A 26,623-nucleotide genomic window follows, 5' to 3' on the forward strand; every position below is an offset into this window, starting at 1 on the left:
GCCCCGCTCTGCGCGCGATGCCATACAAAACCGTAAGGTCGGGACGAACAGGAAGGCCAACCCGTCGAACAAACAGGAAATCCCTAACTCATACCTTGACAGCAAAATCCTCATGTGAGGGGGGAGATTGGCAGGAGGCGCGCTCATCGGCTCAAATATCAGTCGAGAACTGGGCGATAGACGGCTGTTTGGGGCAAAGCGGTGCCCCATCCAATCTCCCCCCTTGAGGGGGAGATGCCCGGCAGGGCAGAGGGGGGTAACCGCAGAGACGACGCTCAATGCAGCCCTACCTCTTCACCAACCCCTTCGTCGACAGATGCTTCGGAAACACCGCCGCGGCATATTCGATCGCCGCGGCCAGCGCCTTTTCGCGGCTCAGCCCATCATTCATCATCAGCCGGAACCACAGGCCTTCCATCATCGAGCAGAGGCCGAGCGCCATGGGCTCGGGATCGTAAGCATAATCCGCCTCGGCCTTCATCTCGGCGCAGAGATCGACAAATGTCTTCTGGTAATTGAGGTCGCTGGCGCCGCAGAGGGCCTGGTAGGTCGGGCGCGACTTGGCCTCGCCCCAGAAGGCACACCAGGCGGCGAGCTTGCGCTTGGTGCAGATTTTCCGGTCGAAATCGGCGTTGAGCAGTGCCCAGAGGCGTCCCGCCGCCGTTGGTACCGCCTTTTCCAGCGCAGTGTTCCAATGGCTGGAATATTCGCCCGCCATATATTGCAGGGTCGCGATGAGCAGCTTTTCCTTGCTCTCGAAATGGAAGTTGACGATGCCGCGCGACAGCTCTGCGCCATCGGCGACATTGGCAAGCGTGGTGTCGGCATAGCCGCGCTTGGCGAGCGAATCGATCGTCGCCTCGATCAGCTGCTGCTGTCGGGTTTCCTTCGATGCCTTGCGGCTTTTCTTGTCGGGTTCGATTGCCGGAGCAATATCCATGCCGGATTGCCTGTTCAGGAGAGATTTCTGGCGCGAACTATCCAGCAAGTCAGCTTGCCAAATCACGTGCCGGGTTTTGTTGCGCTCAAGTGCGTAGGGCAATGTTCCCCGCTGTCAAGCACCTTCTGCATGGCGGTCCAGGTGGCTATGTTCTTGTCAACAAAAGCTTTGCCGGTCAGCCGTATAGCCTCGTCATATAGGTCGGCGGTCAGCCGTTTCAATTCCCGCGCCGCTTCCTCACGATACCAGCCGTTACGGCTTTCGGTGCGGATATCGGTGAAGCCGGCATTACGCATTGCCTCGGCGTAGCGCCTTGGCGAGGCCATGCCGAAGGACAGTCCCTCGGCGGCGATATAGGCTCGCATCTCCGACGTCGGCTCGCCGTCGTGGCCGATCAGCCAGTCGGATGCGGCAAAGCTGCCGCCCGGTTTGAGCACGCGAAAAATCTCGGCGAAGATTGCGTCCTTGTCGGGGATATGCACCATGGCGTCCTTGGAGAAGACTACATCGAAACTCTCGTCCGGGAAGGGAAGGCGGCCGGGGGACGCTTGGGTGAATTCGGCGCGGTCGGCGAGGCCAGCTGCGGTGGCGCGGCGGCGGGCGCTTTCGATAACCGGCAGTTCGACGTCGAAGCCGACGATCCGGGCCGGCTGAAATTGCTTGGCAATGAACAGCGTGATGCCACCCGAACCGCAGCCGATATCGAGCACGCGCTTGCCCGTGAGATCGACATGCCGGAGCACGCGCTCCACCTCCGCCGGTCCGCCGGGCGAAAGATAGCCGTCGCCCCAGAGCAGTTCCAGGAAGCGCATATGCACATCATCATATTCAGGCGCATCCTCGGTCATCCCGGTCTCTCCATTCTCCGCCGTTCAGAGGAGTAGAAATCCTATCGCATTTTCAGTCAATTGCAAGATTCTTGCTGAATGTTCATTCAAAATAACTGGACAAGATCATGCTTTTCATGGCAAATCTCCAGGCAATGGATGGGGAGCGCTATGCCGAAATATGATGCAGTGATGATCGGAGGCGGGCATAACGGACTGGTCGCGGCCTGCTATCTGCAGCGCGCCGGGCTGAATGTCGCGGTGGTGGAAAAGAACCCGTGGGTAGGAGGTGCCGCAGTCAGCCGCGAGCTGACGCCGGGGGTCTATTATTCCAACTGTTCCTATGTCTGCTCGCTGTTCCGGCCGGAGATCATGCGCGATCTCGAATTGCCAAAACATGGCCTGCAGATCGTCGCCTATGAGGGCGGTGCCGTGCTGACGCGCGAAGGCGGTTATCTGGCAAGCTATCGCGATCACAACCAGCACCGCCGCGAATTCGCCCGCTATTCGGCCCGCGACGCCGAAGCTTATGAGCGCTATGCCCGCGACGTGACGCGCCAGTGCCGTTTCATCCAGCCGCTGTTGATGCGCACTGCGCCCGATCCATTCTCGTTCAAGCCACGCGATCTCGGCGAGCTGATGTTTCTGGCCAAGAAGGTCGGCGATTTCAGCCCGGAGCAATTGGCTCAGACGCTGCGCTTCTGGACCATGTCGATCTCCGACTTTCTCGACGAATATTTCGAGACAGATGTGGTCAAGGCCTATCTGGCGATATCAGGCATTATCGGCACAGCGCTTGGACCGATGTCGCCCGGCACGGCCTATGTGCTGCTGCATCACTATATGGGCGAGGTCGACGGCTCGGTCGGCGCCTGGGGCTATGCGCGCGGCGGCATGGGGGCGGTGACGCGGGCGCTCGCCTCGTCGTTCAGGGCGTCGGGCGGCACGATCCTGACCGACAGCGAGGTCAGCCAGGTGATCGTCCGGAACGGCAAGGCGGAAGGGGTGGCGCTCGCCGACGGCACGGAAGTGCGCGGCAATTTCGTCGTCTCCAATGCCGATGTGAAGCGCACCTTCCTTAAGCTGGTCGAGGAGAAGGAGCTGCCGGAACGGTTCGTCCATCGTGTAAAACATTTCAAAATGCGGGGATCGTCGGGCAAGGTGAACATTGCGCTCGAAGGCCTGCCGGAGTTCCCGGCGCTGCCTGAGAATTCGACCTGCATCAAGGGCGACCTGCATTTTACCGACACGGTCGAGCGGATGGAGCGGGCCTATGACGACTGGAAGAGTGGCCGTTGGTCTGCCGATCCCTTCCTCGATACGATGATCCCGACGACGCTCGATCCGACCATGGCCGAGACGGGCAAGCATTTCATGAGCTGCTTCGTGCAATATTGCCCGCCCAAGGTCGAGGGTCGCGACTGGACCGATGCCGATCGCGATGCCTTTGCTGACAGCGTTGTCAGCCAGATCGCGGACTATTCGCCGGGTTTCCGTGATCGTATCCTGCATATGGAAGTGCGCACGCCGCGCGAGTTGGAGGCCGAAGTCGGGCTGACGGAAGGCAATATCTTCCAGGGCGAACTGACCTTCGACCAGCTGCTGTTCAACCGGCCGGTGCCTGGCTATGCGCAATATCGCAGCCCGATCGACGGGCTCTATATCTGCGGCTCCTCCACCCATCCGGGCGGTGGCGTCATGGGCGCGCCGGGCCGCAATGCGGCGGCCGAAATCCTCCGTGACCTCAAGAAATCCCGCGAACATATGAGCCCCGCCCATGACATCCTTTGACGCAATCATCATCGGCGCCGGGCACAATGGGCTTGTGGCCGCCGGTTTCCTCGCCAAGGCCGGCCGCAAGGTGCTGGTGCTCGAAGCCTCCGACAAGGCCGGCGGCGCCATCGGTCTCGGCCATGTCATCAACCGGCTGTCGCCAGAGGTGACCAAGGGTCTCGGCGTCGATGCCAGCGCCTTCGCTGGCGAATTGCTGCCCTCCGTGGTGCTCGATCCCGAACGCGGCCCGGCCATCCTGCGCGGCGGCTATGGGGAAACCGTCGAGGGCGTCGGCGCCGACGAGGCCAAAGCCTGGGGCGAGCTGCGCAAGAAGCTGCTGATGCAGGCGATCATGCTGAAGCGGTTTCTCGGCCGCCGGCCGCCGCGTCCGGGCGAGATCGCCTTCAGCGACCTGATCGATCTCGGCCTGACCGGCCTTGGCGTGATCCGTCACGGTCGTGACGAGGCGCGCGATTTCGCCCGTATGCTGCTGATGAATGTTGCCGATATCGCCGACGAATATCTGAGGGATGATCGGCTGAAGGGGCTCGTCTCGTTCGACGCGACGCTCGGCATCCATCTCGGTCCGCGCTCTCCGACATCGTTGCTCGGCCTCTACTATCGCCTGACCGGCGAGGCGAATGGCGCTGCCGGCGGCCAGTTCGTGCCCAAGGGCGGCATGGCGGCTGTGGCGCGGTCGCTGGAGCAGGCGGCTGTCAAGGCCGGCGCCCAGATCCGTTTCCACGCGCCGGTGGCGAAGATCGTTTCGGAGCGCGGCAAGGCGACCGGCGTCGTGCTGGCAAGCGGCGAGGAGATTTCCGCCAAGGCGATCGTCTCGGCCATCCATCCTGCGACAACGCTGAGGAAACTGACCGCGCCGGGCGAGATCGACACGCATCTCGTGACCAGCATGAAGCACGTGCGCAGCAAGGGCGATGCCGCCCGGCTGACGCTGACATTGGACAGACTGCCGGAATTCACCGGCGTACTGCCCTCCAATCTCAGGAGCCGGCTGGTGATCGCGCGCGGCGTGCGCCATGTCGAGGAGGCGTTCAACCCGTCAAAGTATGGCGAGTTCTCCGCCGATCCGGTGATGGAGATCATCCTGCCGAGCCTCTTCGACGCCTCGCTGCCGCCGACGCTGTCGGCCGTGGTGCAATATGCGCCCTATGACCTGCGCGAGGGCTGGGCGAGCGGCAAGCCGAAATTCCTGGCGGCGATCATGGCCGTGCTGGAAGGTTATGCGCCGGGCATCGGCGCGCTGGTCAAATCAAGCGAACTTCTGGTGCCGCCGGATATCGAGGCGGGCTACAACATGCCGGGCGGTCATTGGCATCACGGCGAATTGCAGGTCGACCAGATGCTGCTCAACCGCCCGACTTTTGCGGTTTCAGGCTATGACACGCCGCTCGCCGGTCTCTATCTCGCAAGTGCCGGCAGCCATCCGGGCGGCGGCATTTCGGGCGTGCCGGGGATGAATGCGGCGAAATATATCCTGTCGAGGAGAGACGCATGAACCAGATCCCGAACCTCTCCCGCAATGTCCGTGCCATGCAGGCCGGCCATGTGCTGCTGCCGCTGGAAGAAAGCCCGTTTCATGCGCGGCTCGCGGCACTCAACATCAACAATGACTGGTATGGCTGGTCGGGCTACAAGGCGCCGCACACGCTCGCTGACGAGGAGCTCGAATATTTTGCCATCCGCTCGACGGCGGCTTTGTTCGATATCTCACCGATGACGAAATACCGGATCAGCGGGCCGGATGCCGAGGCTTTCTGCAACCGGCTGACAGTGCGCGATGTGCGCAAGCTCGGCGTCGGCCGCGTCCACTATACCTGCTGGTGCGACGACCAAGGTTATGTGCTGGATGACGGCACGCTCTTCCGCCTCGGCAGCCAGGAATTCCGCCTTTGCTCGCAGGAACGGCATCTGCCCTGGCTGCTCGACAGTGCCGAGGGTTTTGACGTGACGATCCGCGACGAAAGCACGGACATTGCCGGCCTGGCGCTGCAGGGGCCGGTCTCGTATGTGGTGCTGCGCGATGCCGGTTTTGATGGCGTCGAGAACCTGAAACCGTTCCATCTCGCCAGTTTCCCGCACGAGGGCGACAGCGTCGTCATCTCCCGCACCGGCTTTACCGGCGATCTAGGCTACGAATTGTTCTGTCCGCGCCAGCAGGCGCTGAGCCTCTGGGACCGGCTGATGGCGGTGGGCGAAAAGAACCGACTGCGCGCCATCGGCTATGCGGCGCTCAACCATGCCCGTGTCGAAGCCGGTTTCATCGTTGCCAATGCCGATTTCGTCACCTCGGAGACTGCTTTGCGCGAAGACAGGCTTCGCCTGCCCGACGAGATCGGGCTCGACTGGCTGGTCGATCTGGAGAAGCCGAATTTCAACGGTCGCAATGCGATCGTCAAGGCGCGCGAAAAGAAGACGCTCCGGCATATTCTCGTCGGCCTGGAGGTCGAGGGCAATGTCGCCGGGCCGCTATCGCTGATCTATCATCGCAAGAAGCGCGAAGTGGGCATCATCACTGCCTCGGCCTGGTCGCCGATCCTCAAGAAGAATATCGCCATTGCCAGCCTGACGCGGCCCTATGGTGAGAAGATTTTGGGCGATCTCTGGGTGGAGATCTATGCGCTGCGCGAGCTCAACTACCAGAAACTGATGAAGCCGGTGAAGATCGTGCCGCGGCCTTTCCTGAAGCTCGACCGGCGCGGCGCCAATCCGCCCGGACTGATGTGATGGATGACGAAGCGCGCGAGAACTGGCGGCTGATTCTCTCGCCCACCGGCGAGGACTGGTCCGGCCGGACGCGCTATGCCGCGGCGATGTATTTCTTTAGGACTGGCGAGATGAGCGCCGAGGTGCTGGAGATTTACCGCATCTGTTCGCGGCTGGATGGCGAGGATGCCGTGGATGCGTTGAGAGCGTACCATATGGGTGGAGAGTGGATTGAGAAGGTGGAGAGGGTGAGGGCCGGTTTGGAGATCGAAACACCCCCCTCTGTCCTGCCGGACATCTCCCCCTCAAGGGGGGAGATCGGCTAGGGGCACGCGCTTGACCAGCAACAAACGCCGAATTCCGGGATATGACGATAGATGGGGGCGAGAGGGTGCCCCCACCCAATCTCCCCCCTTGAGGGGGAGATGCCCGGTAGGGCAGAGGGGTGGCCGCGATCCGCGAGGACGATTTAAATCTCTACTTAACCCATGGATTAACCAGCGAAATTCATAATTAATTAAATATCGAAACATTGCTGCACTGCAGTTGACAGCCACAATTGGGCAGCGCAAGGATATCTTAAATTCGACGTAAGACACTCGTAACAGGCCTGAAAATATCCGGCCTGTCGAATTTCTATTTGTCTCCGAGGAAATGGCGTGACGATATACCTGCCCATCGCCGAGCTGTCGGTGAATATCTTCATCATCCTCGGCATGGGTGCGGCCGTCGGTTTCCTGTCGGGCATGTTCGGCGTCGGCGGCGGCTTTCTGATCACGCCGCTTTTGATTTTCTACAACGTGCCGCCGGCGATCGCGGTGGCGACGGGCGCCAACCAGGTCATCGCTTCGTCGATCTCGGGCGCGATCACGCATTTCCGGCGCGGCACGATCGACCTGAAACTCGGCTCGGTTCTGCTGGCCGGCGGCCTCGTCGGCGCGACGATCGGCGTCTGGATCTATGGCGTGCTCCGGGTGCTCGGCCAGCTCGACCTGGTGATTTCGCTGCTTTACGTCATCCTGCTGACCACTGTCGGCGCGATGATGATGTGGGAAAGCGTCAACGCCATCCGCCGGGCGCGCCGCAACGAAGCGCCTGTGGTGCAGCGCAATCCGCACAATTGGGTGCACAAGCTGCCGCTGAAGATGCGGTTCAAGAAATCGAAGATCTACCTCTCGGTGATCCCCGTGATCGGGCTCGGGCTCGGCGTCGGCATATTGACCTCGATCATGGGCGTCGGCGGCGGCTTCATCATGGTGCCGGCGATGATTTATCTGCTGCGCATTCCGGCCAGCGTCGTGGTCGGCACGTCGCTGTTTCAGATCATCTTCGTCTCGACCTATTCGACCATCATCCAGGCGGTCACCAACCATTCGGTCGATATCGTGCTGGCCTTCATCCTGATGCTGTCGGGCGTCGTTGCGGCGCAATATGGCGTGCGGGTCGGTCAACGGCTGAAAGCCGAGCAGCTGCGTGCGCTGCTGGCGATGCTGATCCTGGCTGTCGGCCTGCGGCTGGCAATCGATCTGTTCGTGCCGCCGGGCAATCTCTATTCGCTCGCACATGCCGGGTCCGGTCGATGAAATGGCTTGTGGCAGCATTGCTGATCCTCTCCGCGGCGCCGGTTCTGGCGCAGACGGATGTCGACCGGTCACTGCAGCCGGAAGCGGTCAATATCGGCGTCAGTTCAAAAGAGATCGCCATCGCCCCGGATTTTGCCGGCACCGATGTGACAGTGTTCGGCGCGGTCGACAATGCCGATCCGGAGTTGCTGAAGAATGGTGGTTACGACATCGTCGTGTCGCTGGAAGGGCCGCGTGATTTCATCACCATACGCAAGAAGGAGCGTGTCGCCGGCGTCTGGATCAATCGGCACTCGGTCACCTTCGAATATATGCCGGAATCGTTTTCCATGGCCTCGACCAGGGCGATCGACCTGATCGCCAAGCCGGCGGAACTCTTTACATTCAGCGTGGGTTTCCCGCGGGTGAAGATCGTGCCCTCGACGTTTTCCGGACGCGCCTCTGATATCGATGAGTATCGCGACGCCTTCATGGCGCTGAAGCAGCGATCGAAACTCTACCAGAGCAATCCGGGCGGCGTGACCTTCATCTCGTCGTCGCTGTTCCAGGCCAATATTCACATCCCGGCCGATATTCCCAACGGCACGCATACGATCCGAGCCGTGCTGTTCCGCAAAGGTGTTTTCGTCGCCGAGAAGCAGATGACGCTTGAGGTGGTGAAGACCGGGCTCGAGGAAAGCATCACCTTTGCCGCCAAGCAGCGGCCGCTGTTCTATGGATTCTTTGCCGTGCTGCTGGCCGTGATGACCGGCTGGGGCGCCAGCCTGATGTTCCGCAAGGACTGATTGCGGTCAGCCGCGCAGCATGTGATAGGCGAAGGAGTGGATGCGGCCCTGGCTCAGCATATGCGCCGTTAGCCGCTCCTTTTCGAACAGGCCGGCAAAGGCGCGGTTGTCGATGTCGAGTCCGCCGGTCATGACACCGAAGGACGGCATGATCAGCCGCCGGCCGTCGATGGCGAAGCAGGGGCGGCGCACGGCGCGCTCCTTGCGCCAGAGTGTGGCGGCCGGGTGCAGGTGGCCGGCAATCTCGCCCGCCTGCGGCGCCTTCTGCGGCTCGTGGCGGAAATGCAGGCCGGCATAATCGAGCGTATCGGCGGAGATGCCGGCAAGATCGGTGACGCCGTCGGGGTCGTGGTTGCCGTTGATCCAGATCCATTCGCGGCCGCGCGCCATGGTGTTGATCATCAGGCGGAATTCCACCGGCATATGAACGGAGCCGATGCGGTCATGGAAATTGTCGCCGAGCGAGACGACGATTTTCGGATTGTGGCGGGCGATGACGCTTTCGAGGATGCGCAGCGTCGCCAGCGTGTCCCAAGGCGGCAGGAGCTGGCCGCGGCGGGCGAAGGCTGCTCCCTTTTCGAGATGCAGGTCGGAGATGCAGAGCAGGCCATGTTCGGGCAGGAGCATGGCGCCGGCGGGGTCGAAGAGGAGCGTCTGGCCGGCGAGTTCGGATTCGCAGGCGGGGGCGGTGAGGGATTGATGGTCTGGGGAGATTCTGGCGAGGCGGTTCATTCGGCGATACCCCCCTCTGTCCTGCCGGACATCTCCCCCTCAAGGGGGGAGATTGGCTGGGGGCACACTGCTTGCCAGATTTTAGATGTCGAGGCTGGGGCGAGAGGTCGCCACGAGTCAATCTCCCCCCTTGAGGGGGAGATGTCCGGCAGGGCAGAGGGGGGTAGCTCCGCGCTGAAACCAATCACATTGTTCAACTCATCGCATCCTGTATCAAATCATCCGCCGCTTCCGCCAGCAGTGCCTCATCCGCGGCGCCGGCCACCGATTCCTTGCCGATTTCCAGCATGATCGGTATGGCGAGCGGCGAAATCTGGTCGAGGCGCATCAGTTTGATGTGCCCCTTGATTCGTGCCAGCATATCGCCAAGTCGCTGGATATCCAAAAGTCCCTTTGCGGCATCCTGCCGCGTCGCCTCCAGCAGGATGTGGTCCGGCTCATGCGCCCGCAGCACGTCATAGATCAGGTCGGCGGACACCGTGACCTGGCGGCCGGTCTTTTCCTTGCCGGGATGGCGGCGTTCGATCAGGCCGGCGATGACGGCGCAGGTGCGGAAGGTGCGTTTCAGCAACCAGGTTTCGTTGAGCCAGGCTTCGAGGTCGTCACCCAGCATATCCTCATCGAAGAGTTCGGACACGGATGTCTTTTTCGTCGAGAAGAAGGCGCCAATATCCTCCAGCGCCCAGACGGCGAGCGAATAGTCAGTGGCGACGAAGCCCAGCGGCTTCAGCCCCACGCGATCCATCCGGCGGGTCAGGAGCATGCCGAGCGTCTGATGCGCCAGCCGCCCCTCGAAGGGATAGGCGACCATATAGAAGCGGTTTCCGCGTGGAAAAGTCTCGATCAGGAGTTCGTCGCGTTTCGGCAGCACGGATTTCTCCGCCTGGATCGCCAGCCAGTCGCGCACCTGGTCGGGCAGTTCGCGGCGCTTTTCCGGATCGGCGATCATGGCGCGCACGCCGTCGGCGAGATAGGTCGAAAGCGGAAACTTGCCACCGGCATAGGCGGGAATGCGCGGATCGGCGGAGCGGGCTTCCGAGGCAAGGCATTCGTTCTCGCGAATGCCTTCGAAGCGCAGCACCCTGCCGCCGAACATGAATGTGTCGCCCTGCGACATGGTTTCGAGGAAATATTCCTCGACCTGGCCGAGCACCGGCCCACCACGACCCGCCGTGCCGCGGCCGGATTTCACCAGCCGGACATTGAGCACCGGCGATTCAACGATCGTGCCGACATTGAGGCGATATTGCTGGGCGAAGGCGGGGTTGGAGACGCGCCAGAGGCCGTCCTTGGTCTTGCGGATCTTGGCGTAGCGCTCGTAGCTTTTCAGCGCATATCCGCCGGTGGCGACGAAATCGAGCGCCCGCTCAAACGTCTCCCAGGAGAGGTCGGCATAGGGCGAGGCGGTGGTGATCTCGTCATAGACCTGGAGTGCATCGAACGGGTCGGCGCAGGCGAGGCCCATAATGTGCTGGCAGAGCACGTCAAGCGCGCCCTGGCCCACAGGCGGCGTGTCCTGGGCGCCGAGATAGTTGGCGTCCAGCGCCGCCTGACATTCCATCACTTCGAAACGGTTGGCCGGCACGAGAATGGCCCGGCTTGGCTCGTCCATGCGGTGGTTGGAGCGGCCGATACGCTGGGCCAGCCGCGAGGCGCCCTTCGGTGCGCCGACATGGATGACGAGGTCGACATCGCCCCAATCGAGGCCTAGATCGAGGGTGGAGGTGGCGACGACGGCGCGCAGCCGGTTGTCGGCCATGGCGGTCTCCACCCGCCGGCGCTGGCCGACATCGAGCGAACCGTGATGCAGCGCGATCGGCAGGCTGTCCTCGTTGATGCGCCAGAGTTCCTGGAACAAAAGTTCGGCCTGCGAACGGGTATTGACGAACAGGATCGTCGTCCTGTGCTCCTTGATCGCTTCGTAGACCTCGCCCATGGCATAGCGCGCCGAATGGCCCTGCCAGGGGATGCGCTCTTCCGTGCCGAGAATGGTGATGATCGGCCGGGCGCCGCCCTGAACGGTGACGAGGGCGGAGAGATTGTCTTCGCCCGGGATTTGCGGCACCAGCCAGCGGCGCAGGTCATCGGGATCGGCGACGGTGGCGGAGAGGCCGATGGTCATGAGGCCCGGCGCCAGTTTTCGCAGCCGCGCCAGGCCGAGCGCCAGCATATGGCCGCGCTTCGAGGTCACCAGTGAATGCAATTCGTCGAAGATGACGAATTTCAGGTCCTTGAAGAAACGTTCCGCCTCCTTCGACGAGATCAGCAGCGCCACCTGTTCCGGCGTGGTCAGCAATATGTCGGGCGGATTGAGGCGCTGGCGGGTGCGCTTGTGTTGCGAGGTGTCGCCGGTGCGGGTCTCGATCTCGATCGGCAGGGCCATTTCCATGACCGGCCGTTCGAGATTACGCTCGATGTCGACGGCCAACGCCTTCAGCGGCGAGATGTAGAGTGTATGGATGCCCTGGAAGGCGGTGCCCGGCCTTTTCTTGCCGCGGGAATTGAGGTCGATCAGCGACGGCAGGAAACCGGCCAGGGTCTTGCCGGCGCCGGTCGGGGCGATCAACAGGGCCGATTGGCCGCCAGCGGTCTTTTCGAGCAGGCCGAGCTGATGCTCGCGCGGCTGCCAGCCTTTGGAGGCGAACCAGGTCGAAAACGGCGGCGGCAGCGTGATTGCCGTGCTCCTCTCCGTTTTTGCGTCCATGGTCGTTCCTCTTTCGTTCAGGACGAAGATAGACGTTTCGGGCCGCTTGGCAATAGCTGCAGAAAGCCGCTTGACGGAACGGATAATCATGGATATAAATTATCCATGATTAAGGAGCAGGTCGATGAAGCTTAGTGACGGCGTCGAACAGGCAATCCACAGCGTGGCAATGCTGGCAGGGCTGACGCCCGGTGGCGTGCTCGCGGCAGCGGCGCTGGCCGAGTTTCATGGGGTTTCGCCGAGCTATCTGCTCAAGCATTTGCAGGCGTTGTCGGGTGCGGGCATCCTTGAAACGGTGCCGGGACCGAAGGGCGGCTACCGGCTCGCCAAGACAGCGGAAAAGATCACTCTGCTCGATGTCGTGCTGGCCGTCGAAGGTTCCGAACCGGCCTTTCGCTGTGCCGAAATCCGCCAGCGTGGGCCGAGCCCGCTGCCGGAAAAACCGGTGCGCCCCTGCGAGATCAATGCGGCCATGCTGAGAGCCGAGCGCGCCTATCGCGCCGAACTCGGCCGCGTCACCATTGCCGAACTTCTTGGCGAGGTGGCGGCGCATGACACATCCGGTGCGGTTGCCGCCAGGGGCTGCGCCTTTCTCGAGCTTCACGAACGAAGATCAACCTGACCCAAGAAGAGGAAATGACCATGCATCCGCGTTTCAATTTCGCCAAGGCTTCTCCCGATGCCTACAAGGCCGTCTCGGCGCTCGAAGAATATGTCCAGAATTCCGGCCTCGACCGCCGCTTCATCCATCTGATCAAGCTGCGTGCCTCGATCATCAATGGCTGCGCCTATTGCGTCGACATGCATGTCAAGGAATCGCGCCATGACGGTCTGTCGGAACAGTGGATCAACCTGATGTCGGTCTGGCGGGAATCACCTGTCTACGATGACAAGGAGCGGGCGCTGCTCGGCTGGGTCGATGCCGTCACCAATATCGCCCAGACCGGCGCGCCGGACGCGGTCTTCGAAGAGCTGAAAAAGCATTTCAGCGAAAACGAGATGACCAACATCACGGTGGCGATCGGCGCGATCAATGTCTGGAATCGGCTGGCGGTCGGCTTCCGTGCCCCGCATCCGATCGGCAAGCCGGCCAAGGCCGCCTGATAGTCAGGCGAAGAAGGGATGGGGCGGCCCCGCTGTCGCTCTTTCCCGCATATTCGTGAGCGCCCGGTGGATGTCGTCATCCGTCATCCGCAGCCCGAAGAGGCCCGTCAGGACGTCGTAGAACTCGGCGTCATCCGTCAGCATTCTCAGTTCCGCCTCGCCGGAGGCTTGGCGGATCTTGAGGCGCCTGTTGAATAGGGTGAGCCGTGTCGCGTCCCTGCCCGGTAGGGCCGCGATGATATTGGCGCGATAGGGGCTCTCAGGATGCGTGCCGGTAAACCAGTTGCAGATTTCATATTCGGCATCGACGCGGGGCAGGCGCACGACGCGGTAGATATGTTCCCAGTGGTCGCCGAGCCATGATTGCAGCACCAGTTCGTCGCCCATGGCGATGAAGCGCATCGGTTCGTGCGGCGTCGGCTGTGTGATGTCCGTTTCCATCCGCAAGGCGGCCGTGGGGGCAAGGTTGCCGAAGCCGACATCGGCAAGATAGGGACCTTCCGGCAGGTTGACCTGCAGCACCATGTGCAGCATCGGCCGCGGCGCGTCGATGTCCAGGCCGCGCACGACACGCGCCTGCAGGCTGGTGATGTCGTAGCCCAGCGAGCGCAGCCCGGCACGGAACAGCATGTTCTGTTCAAAACAGTAGCCGCCGCGCCCGCCGTCGATCATCTTTGCCTGCAGCGAGGCGATGTCCAGTCGCGGCGGACGATCGAGCAGGATGTCGATGCTTTCGTAAGTGATCGCCGACGAATGAGCGGAGATCAATCCTTGCAGCGTTTTGATCGTCGGCGTCACAGCACCGCGATAGCCGATGCGTGCCAGCCAGGCAGCCTGATCGAAGGTCTCTTCCGTCATTGCCGGGTCATCTCGGGTGAGGGAAATTTCTGCGTCGGATTTTTGGACCGGAATGGACGAGGGTATAGGGAACGATTTTCACGGCACCGCCTGCTGTTTCCATGACATCATCCTCCCCTTGGCGCTGAATGTCAGGCGAAAAGTGTTGTTGGCCGTAAAATATGCGTCTTGGGATCGGCGGTCAAATCACATCGCTAGGCGGGCACGTGGCCGTAGAGGAACTGTCGCCGATAATCATCTGTCGTGCCATGCCCCTCATCTGCCTGCCGGCATCTTCTCCCCGTAGTGACGGGGAGAAGGGACCTGGGGCGCCGTCTTCGCGTCTTTCGAGCGTCTGCGGATGTCTGCCGTGAGGCAAACTCGGAGCGGATTCCCTCGCCCCGTTTACGGGGAGAGGGTTAGGGTGAGGGGCAATTACATCGCGTTGGCCAGGAAGAGCAGACCGATAATCGGCTCACCCGCATCCATGCGGATGATAGTTTCCTCACTTGCGAACGTTTGCATCCCATGCCCAGCCAGCATCTTCTCGACATGGTCGGCAGAATGCGCATAGCGTAGGGATTGCTTGAGTTCAAAGCCTTCAGCGGCCAAAGCCTTCTCCACCGAAAATGCAAAAACCCCATCCGGCTTCATCAGCGCAGCCACATTGGCAAAGGCAGCATCGAGGTCACCGAGATACATCATCACATCGGCGGCGGCGATCAGGTTGGCGCGGTGGAGGGCGCGGTCGCCGAACAGGCGGGAGGTCTCGGGCGAGAGCGACAGGTCGGCCTTGGCGAGGTGATCGTAAAGATTTTTATTCTCGGCCTTGGCAAGCATGTTTTCCGAGAGGTCGTAGCCCTCCAGCATCGCGCATCGACCGTGGATTTCCCCGCCGAACAGGCCGGTACCGCAGCCGAGGTCGACCACGTGGCCGTAAGGCGGCGGCCGGTGCGCTTCGATCAGCCGCATCAATTTGCCGGGGACGCTGTAGCCCAGTCGCTCGACCAATGCCGTGTCGAAACGGTCGGCATAGTCGTCGAACAGGCCCTCTACATAACGGCTCGGCGGTAGCGAGGGATGGGCGGCGCTGTCGATCAGTGCGAGCTTCAGGCTGGCGCCGAAAATGTCGTCAGGTACGAGTTCCAGCGTGCGCCGATAGGCGTCGGCGGCGCCTGTTGCGCCTGCCTTTTCGCGGTACTCGCCGAGCCGGAACCAGCCGGCGGCCCAGCTTGGTGCGAGTTCCAGTGCCTGCTCCATCAATTCGGCAGCGGCAGCGGGGTCGCCGCCTTCGGCGAGCATGGAAGCATAGTCGGCGCGGCGGTCGGCGACGAGGTCGCCAGAGGTGAGATTGCGTTTTCCGGCAGGGGCCATGGCTTTTTCTTTGCTTTGAAACAGAGTTTGTCTAATTTTGGCCGCGAGTGGCGGTCAAGCGATTCATTCCGAATCAAAGGTGGAGATGGGCATGGCGGACGGTTTCAACCGTATTCTGGGTGATACGCCCATGCGGACAGTCGTCAAGCTGATTATCCTCTGCGTCGTTGTCGGCTTCGTCATGAGCACGTTCGGCATCTATCCGGGCAATATCCTCTACTGGATCCGGCACGTGTTTTTCGATCTCTGGCGCAACGGCTTTGCCGCGCTCGGCAAGGTCGGCGATTATCTGCTGTTGGGGGCTGTGATCGTCATCCCGCTTTTCATCATCTCTCGTATTCTGAACTGGCGTAAGTCTTGAACTCTCACTCTCTCTCCCGGCGGCGGATTCTGGCCGGGCTTGCTTCCTCTGCCGGCCTGATCCTGCTTTCGGCCTGCAGCACGAGCTCCGTGCTTGCGCCGGCGGCACCTGCAGAGGACAGCGCGACGGCGGATGTCAGCGCTTCGGCCCTGCCGCTGGTCAACGCGATCCGCGCCCGGCACAGATTGCCGCCGTTGAAGGTGGCGAAGGTGGTGGTCGCGGCGGCCCAGGACCAGGCGGTGCGCATGTCGAGCTATGGCAAGATGAGCCATTTCATCGGCCCGGACAAAAGCTTCTTCGCCCGGATGAAGCGGCAGGACGTGCCGATGCCGGCGGCAGAAAACATCGCGGCCGGTCAGCAATCGATCGAGGAGGCGGTGTCGGCCTGGGAACATTCGCCGCATCACCTGGAAAACATGCTCGGCCGCTATGACTCGGTCGGCGTGGTCGAGGCGCGCAATCCCGGCACCGGCAATATTCCCTATTGGGCCATGGTGCTCTGCCGGGTCACCCAGCCGCCGGCCGCGGCCGGCATGCCGCCGATGTTCCTGTGAGGGCCTGATGGAGCAGAAGACGGGCTCGTCGGGCGCCTTCGAGGTCACGCACCGCATGGTGCTTGGCCTGGCACTGCCGATGACCTTCGGCTTCCTCACCATTCCGCTTCTCGGTTTCACGTCGACCGCGGTGGCCGGAAGGCTCGGCGATCCCAATGTGCTGGCGGGGCTGGCGATCGGCGCAGTCCTGTTCGACCTGATCTTCGCTTCGCTGAATTTTTTGCGTGCTTCGACCACGGCGCTGGTTGCCCAGGCCTGGGGCAGGGGTGAGTGGGACGAGCAGGAGGCGGTGTTCTGGCGAGCGCTGATCCTGGCCGTGGCGCTCGGCGTCGCTATCGTCATCCTCGGACCGCTGTTGCTCAAGGTCGGCCTCTGGATCATGTCGCCCGATCCGGGTGCGGCGGCTGCAACGAGCCGCTGGTTTTCGATCCGTATCCTCTCAGGGCCGGCGGCGCTGGCCAATTACGCCATCCTCGGCTACCTGCTCGGTTGCGGCCGTTCGCGCATCGGGCTTTTGCTGCAGGCGCTGATCAACGGCATCAATATCGTGCTCTGTATCGTGCTTGGCCTGGTCCTCGGCTGGGGCATTTCCGGCATTGCGCTGGCGACGATCACCGGCGAGACCGTGGGTGCGCTGGTTGGTATCGCCATCATTCTCGCCGGCTTTCGGCGGCGCAATCCGTGGCTGATATCTGGCCTGTTCGACCGGGGTAAATTGCTGAGCCTGTTTTCGCTCAACAGCGATATCATGGTGCGTTCCTTCCTGCTCCTGGCGGCCTTCCTGCTGCTGACGCGCGCCGGTGCTGGCCTCGGTCCGGTGACGCTGGCCGCCAATGCGGTGCTGATGAATTTCTTCATGATCTCCGGCTACTGGCTCGACGGGCTGGCGAATGCCGCCGAGACGATCATCGGCCGTTCGATCGGTGCGCGCTTCCGCCCAGCCTTCGACCGTGGCTTGAAACTCACCTGGTGGTGGTCGCTCGGTCTAGCGGCTTTGACAGGATTGCTGGTCATGGCGGTGGGCGGGCCGGTGATCGATTTCCTGACGACATCGGAGCCGGTGCGCGCGATCGCCTATGCGCACCTGCCATGGGCGGCGCTGACGGCGCTCACCGGCTGTCCCGCCTTCCTGATGGACGGCGTCTTTATCGGCGCCACCTGGTCGCATGCGATGCGCAACCGCATGCTGATGGCTTTCGTCGGCTATATCATTGCTTTGGTGGTGCTGGTGCCGATCGCCGGCGATCACGGACTTTGGCTGTCGCTCAATATCTTCCTGCTGCTACGCGGCATCACGCTGGCGCAGGCACTGCCGAAGCTCAGGGATCAGATTTTCCTTTCGGCCCAATAATTCAGCCGAGTGTCCCTTATACTGCGGATCGACGCCAGTTTCTCCCGATCGCAGAGTGCTGACAGACCCTTGATGATGCGGGCGGGCAGGCCGGGACCTTCATAGACCATGGCTGAATAGAGCTGGATCAGGTCGGCGCCGGCGCGGATTTTCTCTGCCGCCGTTTCCGGCGAGTGAATGCCGCCGACGCCGATGAGCGGGAAGGCCGGGCCGAGGCGCTTGCGCATTTTTGCCAGCACCGTCGTGGCCTTGTCGAACAGCGGCTTGCCGGAAAGGCCGCCGGCTTCCTTCGCGGCGGCCTGGTCCTTGAGACCGTCGCGCGACAGCGTCGTGTTGGAGACGATCAGGCCGTCGAGCTTGCTGGCCAAAGCTTCGGCGGCGACATCGTCGAGGCCTTCTTCGGTCAGATCGGGTGCGATCTTGAGGAAGACGGGCACGGTCCGGCCGGCTTTCCGGCCCTCCTCGTCCCGCGCGGAAAGCACGGCGTCGAGCAGCGCTTTGAGGCTTTCGCGCGCCTGCAGGTCGCGCAGGCCCGGCGTGTTGGGCGAGGAGATGTTGGCGGTGAAATAGCGCGCCAGCGAATAGAACGTCCTGATGCCGGCGACATAGTCGGCGATGCGGTCGGCGGCGTCCTTGTTGGCGCCGATATTGACGCCGATCAGGGCTGAGGCCGGCAGGCCTTGCAGACGCGTGAGCGCGGCCTGGTGCCCCTCATTGTTGAAGCCGAAGCGGTTGATTACGCCTTCGTCGGCGACGAGCCGGAAGAGACGCGGTTTCGGGTTGCCGGTCTGCGGCTTCGGCGTGACGGTGCCGATTTCGGTGAAGCCGAAGCCGAGTTTGAGCATCGCCATCGGCACGTCGGCATTCTTGTCGTAGCCGGCGGCCAGGCCGAGCGGATTGGGGAAACTGAGCCCGGCCAATTCCACTTTCAGCCGCGGGTCCGCGCGCAGTGCGCAGGCGGGGGCGAGGGAGCTCTTCAGGCCGACAATCGACAGGCCATGCGCCGTCTCCGGATCGATGCGGAACAGGCCAGCGCGGATCAGAGGCCAGAGTGCATCCCTCATTCCGGCAGCTCCGGGAAGATGTGGTCGCCGGCGGCGTCGAGCGGCAGCGGCTTGGCCCAGAGCACGGCTTCGAGCGGCAGGTGGCCGTAGAGATGCGGGAAAAGGTCGCCGCCGCGCGAGGGCTCGTATTTCAGTGCATCGCCCAGCTCGGCGCCGTCGGCGGCCACCAGCAGCAGGCCCTGCTGGCCGTGGAAATAGAGTTCCGCGGTGCGTTTTGCCTGGGCAGCGGTGGAGAGATGGATGTAGCCATCCTGGATATCGATGCCGGCGCCGGTGAACAGGCCGGCTTTTTCGGCCGCCCGCCATAAATCGGCGGAAACGATCTTGTAAATAGTTGCCATGTGCGTCTCTCCGGTTTCTGGCCTCCTAACGCCTTTTGCCGCCGCCGGGAAGGCCTGCAACATTGCCAGATCCCCAAAACGGAGGAAAACCGATGCAAGCGAAACTCCTGGCCGCCCTTTTCGTCCTCACCGCATTCCCTGCCTTCGCTCAGAGCAATGAAACGGCGCGCTACCAGCTGATCTCCGTCTCAGGCGGCTTCGTGCGGCTCGATACGGTCACCGGCGTGATGACCTTCTGCCGCGACGAGGTCGACAGTTTCCGCTGCGGTCCGATCTCGGCCGATGCCGACAAGCAGGCTATGCGGCCGGATGCCGGCGAGGAGAAGGCACGGCCGGAGGCTGGCATTGAGCCGAAGCAAGGCGATCGTCTCGAGCCGGGCTTCAAGGAAGACAAATCCAGCGAGGATTTCGACCGGGCGCTGACGATGATGGACAAGGCCATGCGCCATTTCATGGCAATGAGCCGGGAAAACCAGAAGGATTGCAATCTCTGAACGGCTTTTCTCCTTGAAAAGCCAGCCTGATTGCGCTGTTCTATCCAGATGGAGAAAAATGGATGCGGCGCTCAAGCCGCGCCGTGGGGGGACAATGGCTGGCGCCGCAACAATCATCATTGCCGATGATCATCCGCTGTTTCGCGGGGCCTTAAAGCAGGCGCTATCGATGGAGGATGGTGCGCGGGTGATCGAGGCGGGCGATTTCGTCACCGCCCGCCAGGCGGCGGCCGACTATCCCGATGCCGATCYGATGTTGCTCGACCTGACCATGCCGGGCGCCAGCGGACTATCGGCGCTGATGATGATCCGCGCCGAATATCCCAACATTCCCGTCGCGGTGATCTCCGCCAGCGACGACCAGCCGACGATCCGGCGGGCGCTGGAACTCGGCGCTTCGGCCTTCATTTCGAAATCGAACGGCATCGACGAAATCCGCGATGCGATCGACACAGTGCGCCAGGGCGGCATCTGGGTGCCGCCGGGTTTCGACGCCGGCCGCGAGCACGACCCGGAGATGGAGCGCTTGATTAGCCGGCTAAAAATGCTGACGCCACAGCAGACCCGCGTGCTCGGCATGATCGGCGAAGGCCTGCTCAACAAGCAGATCGCCTATGAGCTCGGCGTCTCGGAGGCGACCATCAAGGCGCATGTCTCGGCGATCCTGCTGAAGCTCGATGTCGACAGCCGCACGCAGGCGGTGATCCAGCTCGGCAAGATCGGCGTGACGCTGCCGGGGTAAGGTTGGCAGCGTCACGGCTTATCTGAATTACTTTCCCTTCCAGACCGGGTCGCGCTTCTCGGCAAAGGCGCGGGCGCCTTCGAGATTGTCCTCGCTGCCATAGAGGATGTCGACGGTCTTGAGCTGGCGGCGGGTGATCTTGTTCATCGTGTCCTGGAACTTGTTGCCCTCGGCCTCGCGCACGACTTCCTTGATCGCGGCATAGACCAGCGGCGGCCCATTTTCGAGCAGGCGGGCGAGTTCCCAGGCGCGCTCCATCAGCTTGTCGGCGGGCAGGATCTCGTTCACGAAACCCCAGCGATGCGCCTCGTTGGCGTCCAGCCAGCGGCCGGTCAGCAGCATGTCCATGGCAATGTGATAGGGAATGCGTTTCGGCAGCTTGATCGAGGCTGCGTCGGCCACCGTGCCGGAGCGGATTTCCGGCAGGGCGAACGTGGCGTGCTCGGCGGCGAGGATCATGTCGGTCGAAAGCGCAATTTCGAGGCCACCGCCACAGCAGATGCCGTTGATGGCGGAGATGATCGGCTTGTTGAGGTCGCGCAGTTCCTGCATGCCGCCGAAGCCGCCGACGCCATAGTCGCCATCGACCGCGTCGCCCGCGGCGGCAGCCTTCAGATCCCAGCCGGGGCAGAAGAATTTCGGGCCGGAGCCGGTGATGATGGCGACGCGCAGCGTCTCGTCATCACGAAAATCCTGGAAAATCTTGCCCATGATGCGGCTGGTGATCAGGTCGATGGCATTGGCCTTCGGCCGGTCGATGGTGACTTCCAGAATGCCGCCCTCACGGCGGGTTTTTATCGGGGTGTCGGTCATAATGTGCTCCCTCTGACAATTTCAATCGAGGGGCATTTACCCCTCACCAACTTCGGCCAAGGGTTCGCAAGTGCTCACCCGGCCTTCGTATCCTCTCCCGCAAGGGGCGAGGAAAAACCTGTGGCACCGCCTTGCCCCAAACGCGGCCCGTAATTGTGGCACCCTGCCTCTCCCCTTGCGGGAGAGGATAGCAAGCCCGCGCGAGACCAAAGGTCGAGTGCTTGGGCGCGCTTGGTGAGGGGTGAAACCACACCCAGGCAAACATCGCTTACAGGCTACTTCCTCATCCGCACCAGTGCATCCGCCGCGACGACGCCCTGGCCTTCCGGCAACACCATCAGCGGATTGATGTCCAGTTCCTCGATATCGGCAGCCTTGGCCGCAACAAAATCGGCGGCGGCGGAGACAGCGTCGACCAGGGCTGCGATGTCGCCCTTGGCCTGGCCGCGATAGCCGTTCAACAGCTTGGTGATCTTCAGCCCGTCGATCGCCTTGCGGATCGCCTCTTTCGTCGCCGGCAGGGTAATGATCGCCGAATCATCCATCAGTTCCACCAGGACGCCGCCGGCGCCGACCGTCAGCACCGGACCGGCAACCGGGTCGCGCAGTGCGCCGACGATCAGTTCGGCCACCGGCTTGGCGGCCATCTTCTCGACGAGGAAACCATTGGCGACGCTGGCCATGGCGTTAGCGGCTTCGATGACTTCGGCCTCGGTTTTCAAGTTGAGCTTCACCGCGCCGGCTTCCGTCTTATGGGCAACGCCAGAACCCTTGAGCGCCACGGGGAAGCCGATGTCAGCAGCGGCTTTGGCGGCCTCTTCGGCCGTGGCAACCAACTTACCGGCTGGCACGGGCAGGCCAAAGGGCTTCAGCGCTTCTTTGGACTCATGCTCGGTCAGTGTCGCAGCTTCGCCATCCGAGCCTGGGGCCTTCAGCAGCGGGGCGGGCGCTGGTCCGGCCCAAGCCTGGTGGATGAAATGCGCCACTTCGACCGCGGCCAGTGCCTCGTCGATGCCGAGGAATGGCACGACGCCGTTTTCGACCAGGGTGAAGGCGACATGTTCCGGCAGGTTCTCGCCCATCGAGGCGACGACAGCGGCGTTGGCGCCGGTGGCCTTGTGGGCAGCGATGATGGCGTTGACGGTGGTCATCCAGTCGGCCGGGTCGCAGCGGTCGAGACGGGGGAAATCGAGGATCACCATATTGAGCGCGTAGCCGCCTTGCATCATGGTCGACACGGCGGTTTCGATCTTATCGCCCTTGCCCCAGACGAAGGTGTGATAGTCGAGAGGATTGGAGAGCGTCACCATCTGGCCGAGGGTTTCGCGCAGAACCGGCAGCTGTTCCGGCTTCAGGTCGCGGAAATTCACCTTGCGGCCGACGGCGGAGTCGGCGATCAGCGACGCCTCGCCGCCCGAGCAGCTCATCGAGGAGATTTCGTTGGTCGGCAACGTGCCGACCACGTGCAGCAGTTTCAGGGTTTCCAGCAGTTCCGGCAGCGAGGCGACGCGGCCGATGCCGAGGCCTTCGAGCACGGCGCCGGAGACCTTGTCGTTGCCGGCGAGCGAGGCGGTGTGCGAGATGGTGGCTTTCTGGGCGGCCTCGGACTTGCCCATCTTCAGCGCCACGACCGGTTTCTTCAGTTCGCGGGCGCGCCTGCCAAGCAATTCCAGGGTTTCGAGGTCGTCAAAACCTTCGATATGCAGGCCGACGGCGGTGACGCGCGGGTCTTCCAGCGCGGCGACGGCGAGAGCCGAAAGGCCGGTTTGCGCCTGGTTGCCGGCGGTCATCAGATAGGCGAGGGGAAGGCCGCGCATCTGCATGGAGATGTTGCAGGCGATGTTGGAGCTCTGCGTCAGGACGGCGACGCCCTTTTCGGTGCGGATCATGCCGTGCTGGTCGGGCCAGAGCAGGGCGCCGTCGAGCATGTTGATGAAGCCGTAGCAATTGGGGCCGACCACGGCCATGTCGCCCGCAGCCTCGACCAGTTTTGCCTGCAGTTCATGGCCGTCGGGCAGTTCCTTGACGGCTTCGGAAAAGCCCGAGGCATAGCAGATCGCCCCACCCGCGCCTTTGTCGCGGAGCTCGCGCATGATGTCGATGGTGAGGTTGCGGTTGACGCCGACGAAGGCAGCATCGGGGGCGGCCGGCAGGTCGGCGACGGAGCGGTAGCACTTGTAGCCGTGCACTTCGTCCTTGGTCGGGTGGATCGGCCAGATGTCGCCCTGGTAGCCCATTTTCTTGCACTGCTCGACCACGCGGCCGGCTTCCTTGCCGCCGACCACGGTGATGGATTTCGGGCGGATCAGGCGGTTGAGGGAATTAGGGGAAAGGGTTTTCATCAAGGCCTCAATTTATAAAGTCAGCATGTGCCGGTGGGCGTGGCATTACCCCTCACCAACTTCGGCCAAGGGTTCGCAAGCTCACCCGGCCTTCGTATCCTCTCCCGCAAGGGGAGAGGAAAAACCTGCGGCTGCTCGTGGCACCCCTGCCTCTCCCCTTGCGGGAGAGGATAGCAAGCCCGCGCGAGACCAAAGGTCGAGTGCTTGGGCGCGCTTGGTGAGGGGTGAACTCGTGAGATGCAAACCTTACGCCCCAAACGGCCGCAACAGCTCGCGGCTGATGATATGCCGCTGGATCTCACTCGTGCCGTCCCAGATGCGCTCCACCCTGGCGTCGCGCCAGAAGCGGGCGAGCGGCAGGTCGTCCATCAGGCCCATGCCGCCATAGATCTGGATGGCCTGGTCGGTGACACGGGCGAGCATTTCCGAGGCGTAGAGTTTTGCCGAGGCGATTTCGCGGTTCGACGGCTTGCCCTGGTCGAGCAGCCAGGCGCCGTAAAGCGTCAGGAAATCGGCGGCGTCGATCTCGGTGATCATGTCGGCGAGCTTGAAGGAGACCCCCTGGTTAGCGCCGATCGGCTTGCCGAACTGCTTGCGCTCGGCGGCATAGGGGACGCAATAGTCGAAGACGCGGCGGGCGCGGCCGACGCAATTGGCGGCCACCGTCAGGCGCGTGCCATAGAGCCAGTTATTGGCCAGATCGAAACCCTTGTGGACTTCGCCGAGGATCTGCGCCGAGGGCAAGCGGCATTCGTCGAAATTCAGGATCATGTTCTTATAGCCGCGATGCGAGACGGAACTGTAGCCGTCGCGGATTTCGAAGCCGGGTGTGCCGCGGTCGACGAGGAAACAGGTGATCAGCTTCTTCGGCCCCTTCGGCGTCTGCTCCTCGCCGGTGGCGATGAAGACGATGACGAAGTCGGCGATATTGGCATGGCTGATGAAATGCTTGGTGCCGTTGACGACCCAGTCGTCACCATCCTGGCGGGCAAAGCATTTCATGCCGCGCACGTCGGAGCCGGCGCCCGGTTCGGTCATGGCCAGCGCATCGAATTTTTCGCCCGTGGTGGCCGGGATCAGGTATCTTTCGCGCTGCTCGGCATTGCAGCCCATGAGGATGCCGGAGGGGCGGCCGAAGAAGACGGTCAGTGCCATCGAGCCGCGGCCGAGTTCACGCTCGACCAGCGTGAAGGTGAGGTGATCAAGGCCAGCGCCGCCGACATCCTCGGGCATGTTGCAGCCGAAGAAGCCGAGTTCCTTGACCTTGCGGGCGATTTCCTGGCCCATTTCGGGCGGCACGAAGCCCTGCTTCTCCACCTGGTCTTCGAGCGGATAGATCTCCGTTTCGACGAAGCTCCGCACGGTGTCGACGATCATCTGCTGTTCTTCGGTCAATCCGAAATTCATTGTTCCCTCCTTTGGATGGAGGATGCCGCGCACCCCCCTCTGCCCTGCCGGGCATCTCCCCCTCAAGGGGGGAGATTGATCCCAATCTTGCCTCTCAGCCCGCCGCTACGGTCAACGTGGTGCTGGGCAGCGCCACGTCCGATCTCCCCCCTTGAGGGGGAGATGCCCGGCAGGGCAGAGGGGGGTAATTCCGGCCTCTACGCCTTCTTCTGCCCCACATGCCGTCCCACGCCATCCGGCAGTGCCAAACCGGCATGCGCCTTGGCCAGCGTCTCGAACTTGCCAAGCACTTCCGGCAGCGGCGGCACGACCTTGCCTTCGGCGGAGGAGACATGCAGCATCAGGTGTTCGCAGGTGGCGATCAGGGCGCCGTCGGAGACGCGCTTCAGCCACATGAACAGCTGGATCTTCTTCCCGTCGCTCGGCAGGACCTGAGCGGTGACGGCGAGTTCGTCGCCGAGCTTGGTTTCGCCGAGGAAACGCGTATGGCTTTCAGCGGTGTAATAGCTGTGGCCGGCGGCGACATAGTCGAGATCGGCACCGATCAGCCGCAGGAAGGCATCGCCGCCGTCAGCGAAGCACTGGTTGTAGCGGAATTCGGTCATATGGCCGTTATAGTCGATCCACGAGGGATGGACCTTGACCTTGAGCAGTTCGATCGGCTCCTGGCTGGCCTTGACCTCCGGCTTCGGCGCAATCTTCCAGAGATGCGCCTCGAAATCGGCGAGCAGCTTGCCCGAACCCCAACCGCGGCCTTCGTCGCCGGACTTCAGCGCCTGCATGATGCCGACGAGATTCTGGTCGCGGATGCGTTCGAGTTCGCGGATGCCGCGGGCGCCGGACTGGGCGTCGGACTGGCTGGCGATCTTGTCTGTGAGTGCGTCGTCGAGATCGACCACGTCCATCAGCTTGGTCCAGGGCCAGGAGAGGCAGGGGCCGAACTGGGCAATGAAGTGGCGCATGCCCGCTTCGCCGCCGGCAATGCGATAGGTCTCGAACATGCCCATCTGCGCCCAGCGCATGCCGAAGGAATAGCGGATGACATCGTCGAGGGTCTCGGTGTCGCAGATGTCGTCCTTGATCAGCCACAGGCCTTCGCGCCAGACGGCTTCGAGCAGGCGATCGCCGACGAAGGCTTCGATTTCCTTGTTGATGATCACGCCCTTCATGCCGATCGGCGCGAGCTTGGCCTTGGCGTCTTCGAGGGTGGCCTTGGAGGTCTTCTCGCCGCCGACGAGTTCGGCGAGCGGCAGCAGGTAGACCGGGTTATAGGGATGGGCGACGAACATGCGCTCGGGATGCTTCATGTCGCGCTGCAACTCGGTCGGCATGATGCCTGACGTCGACGAGCCGATCAGCGCCTTGGGGTCGGCGGCGGCGTCGATCTGGGTGATGACGTTGCGCTTGAGATCGATGCGCTCCGGCACGCTTTCCTGGATCCAGTCGGCGCCCTGAACGGCCTCTTCGACGGTCTTGCAGAAGGCCAGCTTGCCCTTTTTGGGCAGCGGTGCTGCGGTCAGCATCGCATAGGCGCGCTCGGCATTGGCCATGACTTCGCCGATGATGCGCTCAGCTTCCGGATGCGGGTCGAAAATCTTGGTGTCGATGCCAGCGAGCACGAACCGGGCCGCCCAGGCCCCGCCGATCACTCCGCCGCCGATGCAGGCTGCTTGCTTGATGGATGTCATTGTCGATCAACCTTTTTTGTCTTGCGTTGGGGCACCCCCCTTTGCCCTGCCGGGCATCTCCCCCTCAAGGGGGGAGATTGATG

At 62.6% G+C, this 26,623-nt stretch carries 25 protein-coding genes; 13 read left to right on the plus strand and 12 right to left on the minus strand.

Annotated elements, in window-relative coordinates; all coding sequences use genetic code 11:
- Window positions 1–286: 286 nt before the first annotated feature.
- A complete protein-coding gene (locus AC1DYF_RS36620; RefSeq protein WP_477883363.1) occupies window positions 287–940 on the minus strand; it encodes a TetR family transcriptional regulator C-terminal domain-containing protein in 654 nt (217 codons plus the stop codon).
- Between the two features lie 62 nt (window positions 941–1,002).
- Window positions 1,003–1,788 carry a class I SAM-dependent methyltransferase gene (locus AC1DYF_RS36625; protein ID WP_477883365.1) on the minus strand — a complete coding sequence of 262 codons (786 nt, stop codon included), beginning with the start codon at window positions 1,786–1,788 and terminating at the stop codon, window positions 1,003–1,005.
- A gap of 150 nt (window positions 1,789–1,938) precedes the next feature.
- On the opposite strand from AC1DYF_RS36625, the gene AC1DYF_RS36630 reads away from it, so the two are divergent.
- From AC1DYF_RS36630 to AC1DYF_RS36655, 6 genes are all read left to right on the plus strand, one after another.
- Window positions 1,939–3,558 carry a phytoene desaturase family protein gene (locus AC1DYF_RS36630; protein WP_477883366.1) on the plus strand — a complete coding sequence of 540 codons (1,620 nt, stop codon included), beginning with the start codon at window positions 1,939–1,941 and terminating at the stop codon, window positions 3,556–3,558.
- Window positions 3,545–5,056, plus strand: coding sequence for a phytoene desaturase family protein (locus AC1DYF_RS36635; RefSeq protein ID WP_477883367.1), 1,512 nt, complete (start codon window positions 3,545–3,547; stop codon window positions 5,054–5,056). Before AC1DYF_RS36630 ends, AC1DYF_RS36635 begins: the two co-directional genes overlap by 14 nt.
- 35 nt (window positions 5,057–5,091) lie before the next feature.
- Window positions 5,092–6,285, plus strand: a complete 1,194-nt coding sequence (locus AC1DYF_RS36640) for an aminomethyl transferase family protein (protein ID WP_477883402.1) — start codon at window positions 5,092–5,094, stop codon at window positions 6,283–6,285.
- Window positions 6,285–6,590 (plus strand): hypothetical protein, encoded by a 306-nt coding sequence (locus tag AC1DYF_RS36645; protein WP_477883369.1) that lies wholly within the window; start codon window positions 6,285–6,287, stop codon window positions 6,588–6,590. The genes AC1DYF_RS36640 and AC1DYF_RS36645 overlap by 1 nt, the downstream gene beginning before the upstream one ends.
- A 333-nt stretch (window positions 6,591–6,923) precedes the next feature.
- Window positions 6,924–7,847: a sulfite exporter TauE/SafE family protein gene (locus AC1DYF_RS36650; RefSeq protein WP_477883371.1), complete on the plus strand. Its 924-nt coding sequence runs from the start codon at window positions 6,924–6,926 to the stop codon at window positions 7,845–7,847.
- Window positions 7,844–8,632: a TIGR02186 family protein gene (locus AC1DYF_RS36655; RefSeq protein WP_477883372.1), complete on the plus strand. Its 789-nt coding sequence runs from the start codon at window positions 7,844–7,846 to the stop codon at window positions 8,630–8,632. The genes AC1DYF_RS36650 and AC1DYF_RS36655 overlap by 4 nt, the downstream gene beginning before the upstream one ends.
- A gap of 6 nt (window positions 8,633–8,638) precedes the next feature.
- Here AC1DYF_RS36655 and pdeM read toward each other — a convergent pair whose 3' ends face one another.
- Window positions 8,639–9,364 carry a ligase-associated DNA damage response endonuclease PdeM gene (gene pdeM / locus AC1DYF_RS36660; RefSeq protein WP_477883374.1) on the minus strand — a complete coding sequence of 242 codons (726 nt, stop codon included), beginning with the start codon at window positions 9,362–9,364 and terminating at the stop codon, window positions 8,639–8,641.
- A 193-nt stretch (window positions 9,365–9,557) separates the two neighbouring features.
- Window positions 9,558–12,068, minus strand: a complete 2,511-nt coding sequence (locus AC1DYF_RS36665) for a ligase-associated DNA damage response DEXH box helicase (protein WP_477883375.1) — start codon at window positions 12,066–12,068, stop codon at window positions 9,558–9,560.
- Between the two features lie 124 nt (window positions 12,069–12,192).
- On the opposite strand from AC1DYF_RS36665, the gene AC1DYF_RS36670 reads away from it, so the two are divergent.
- Both AC1DYF_RS36670 and AC1DYF_RS36675 read left to right on the plus strand, forming a co-directional pair.
- Window positions 12,193–12,690: an RrF2 family transcriptional regulator gene (locus tag AC1DYF_RS36670; RefSeq protein WP_477883377.1), complete on the plus strand. Its 498-nt coding sequence runs from the start codon at window positions 12,193–12,195 to the stop codon at window positions 12,688–12,690.
- Between the two features lie 20 nt (window positions 12,691–12,710).
- Window positions 12,711–13,172, plus strand: coding sequence for a carboxymuconolactone decarboxylase family protein (locus AC1DYF_RS36675; protein ID WP_477883404.1), 462 nt, complete (start codon window positions 12,711–12,713; stop codon window positions 13,170–13,172).
- A gap of 3 nt (window positions 13,173–13,175) precedes the next feature.
- Here the strand turns inward: AC1DYF_RS36675 and AC1DYF_RS36680 are convergent, their stop codons facing one another.
- Window positions 13,176–14,030, minus strand: a complete 855-nt coding sequence (locus AC1DYF_RS36680; protein ID WP_477883379.1) for an arylamine N-acetyltransferase family protein — start codon at window positions 14,028–14,030, stop codon at window positions 13,176–13,178.
- Window positions 14,031–14,444: 414 nt separating this feature from the next.
- Complete coding sequence (locus AC1DYF_RS36685; protein WP_477883381.1) at window positions 14,445–15,383, minus strand: class I SAM-dependent DNA methyltransferase; 939 nt, start codon at window positions 15,381–15,383, stop codon at window positions 14,445–14,447.
- Window positions 15,384–15,474: 91 nt separating this feature from the next.
- Here AC1DYF_RS36685 and AC1DYF_RS36690 point away from each other — a divergent pair, with 91 nt between their 5' ends.
- Genes AC1DYF_RS36690 through AC1DYF_RS36700 form a run of 3 tightly spaced genes read left to right on the plus strand, consistent with a single transcriptional unit; the run spans window position 15,475 to window position 17,649 of the window.
- Window positions 15,475–15,744, plus strand: coding sequence for a DUF6460 domain-containing protein (locus tag AC1DYF_RS36690; protein ID WP_477883382.1), 270 nt, complete (start codon window positions 15,475–15,477; stop codon window positions 15,742–15,744).
- On the plus strand, window positions 15,741–16,298 hold the full coding sequence (locus AC1DYF_RS36695; protein WP_477883384.1) for a CAP domain-containing protein: 558 nt from the start codon (window positions 15,741–15,743) through the stop codon (window positions 16,296–16,298). The genes AC1DYF_RS36690 and AC1DYF_RS36695 overlap by 4 nt, the downstream gene beginning before the upstream one ends.
- A 7-nt stretch (window positions 16,299–16,305) precedes the next feature.
- Window positions 16,306–17,649, plus strand: a complete 1,344-nt coding sequence (locus AC1DYF_RS36700) for an MATE family efflux transporter (protein WP_477883386.1) — start codon at window positions 16,306–16,308, stop codon at window positions 17,647–17,649.
- On the opposite strand, the gene AC1DYF_RS36705 is transcribed toward AC1DYF_RS36700, so the two are convergent.
- Entirely contained in the window at window positions 17,625–18,713 is a 1,089-nt protein-coding gene (locus AC1DYF_RS36705) for a quinone-dependent dihydroorotate dehydrogenase (protein WP_477883387.1), read from the minus strand. The two genes, AC1DYF_RS36700 and AC1DYF_RS36705, sit on opposite strands and share 25 nt — an antisense overlap.
- Complete coding sequence (locus AC1DYF_RS36710) at window positions 18,710–19,054, minus strand: DUF952 domain-containing protein (protein ID WP_477883389.1); 345 nt, start codon at window positions 19,052–19,054, stop codon at window positions 18,710–18,712. Before AC1DYF_RS36710 ends, AC1DYF_RS36705 begins: the two co-directional genes overlap by 4 nt.
- 92 nt (window positions 19,055–19,146) lie before the next feature.
- On the opposite strand from AC1DYF_RS36710, the gene AC1DYF_RS36715 reads away from it, so the two are divergent.
- Both AC1DYF_RS36715 and AC1DYF_RS36720 read left to right on the plus strand, forming a co-directional pair.
- Window positions 19,147–19,548 carry a hypothetical protein gene (locus AC1DYF_RS36715; RefSeq protein ID WP_477883391.1) on the plus strand — a complete coding sequence of 134 codons (402 nt, stop codon included), beginning with the start codon at window positions 19,147–19,149 and terminating at the stop codon, window positions 19,546–19,548.
- A gap of 94 nt (window positions 19,549–19,642) precedes the next feature.
- Window positions 19,643–20,290 (plus strand): response regulator, encoded by a 648-nt coding sequence (locus tag AC1DYF_RS36720; RefSeq protein ID WP_477883392.1) that lies wholly within the window; start codon window positions 19,643–19,645, stop codon window positions 20,288–20,290.
- Between the two features lie 27 nt (window positions 20,291–20,317).
- Here the strand turns inward: AC1DYF_RS36720 and AC1DYF_RS36725 are convergent, their stop codons facing one another.
- The 4 genes from AC1DYF_RS36725 to AC1DYF_RS36740 all read right to left on the minus strand — a co-directional run bounded on the left by AC1DYF_RS36725 (window position 20,318) and on the right by AC1DYF_RS36740 (window position 26,540).
- Window positions 20,318–21,103, minus strand: coding sequence for a carnitinyl-CoA dehydratase (locus AC1DYF_RS36725; protein ID WP_477883394.1), 786 nt, complete (start codon window positions 21,101–21,103; stop codon window positions 20,318–20,320).
- Window positions 21,104–21,378: 275 nt separating this feature from the next.
- The gene (locus AC1DYF_RS36730) at window positions 21,379–23,445 is read right to left on the minus strand and encodes an acetate--CoA ligase family protein (protein WP_477883396.1); all 2,067 of its coding nucleotides are present in this window, start codon (window positions 23,443–23,445) and stop codon (window positions 21,379–21,381) included.
- Between the two features lie 246 nt (window positions 23,446–23,691).
- Entirely contained in the window at window positions 23,692–24,852 is a 1,161-nt protein-coding gene (locus AC1DYF_RS36735) for an acyl-CoA dehydrogenase family protein (protein ID WP_477883398.1), read from the minus strand.
- A gap of 197 nt (window positions 24,853–25,049) precedes the next feature.
- Window positions 25,050–26,540 carry a carnitine 3-dehydrogenase gene (locus tag AC1DYF_RS36740; RefSeq protein WP_477883400.1) on the minus strand — a complete coding sequence of 497 codons (1,491 nt, stop codon included), beginning with the start codon at window positions 26,538–26,540 and terminating at the stop codon, window positions 25,050–25,052.
- Window positions 26,541–26,623: the final 83 nt, after the last annotated feature.

It is taken from the genome of Rhizobium sp. P2_G9, from assembly GCF_056403475.1.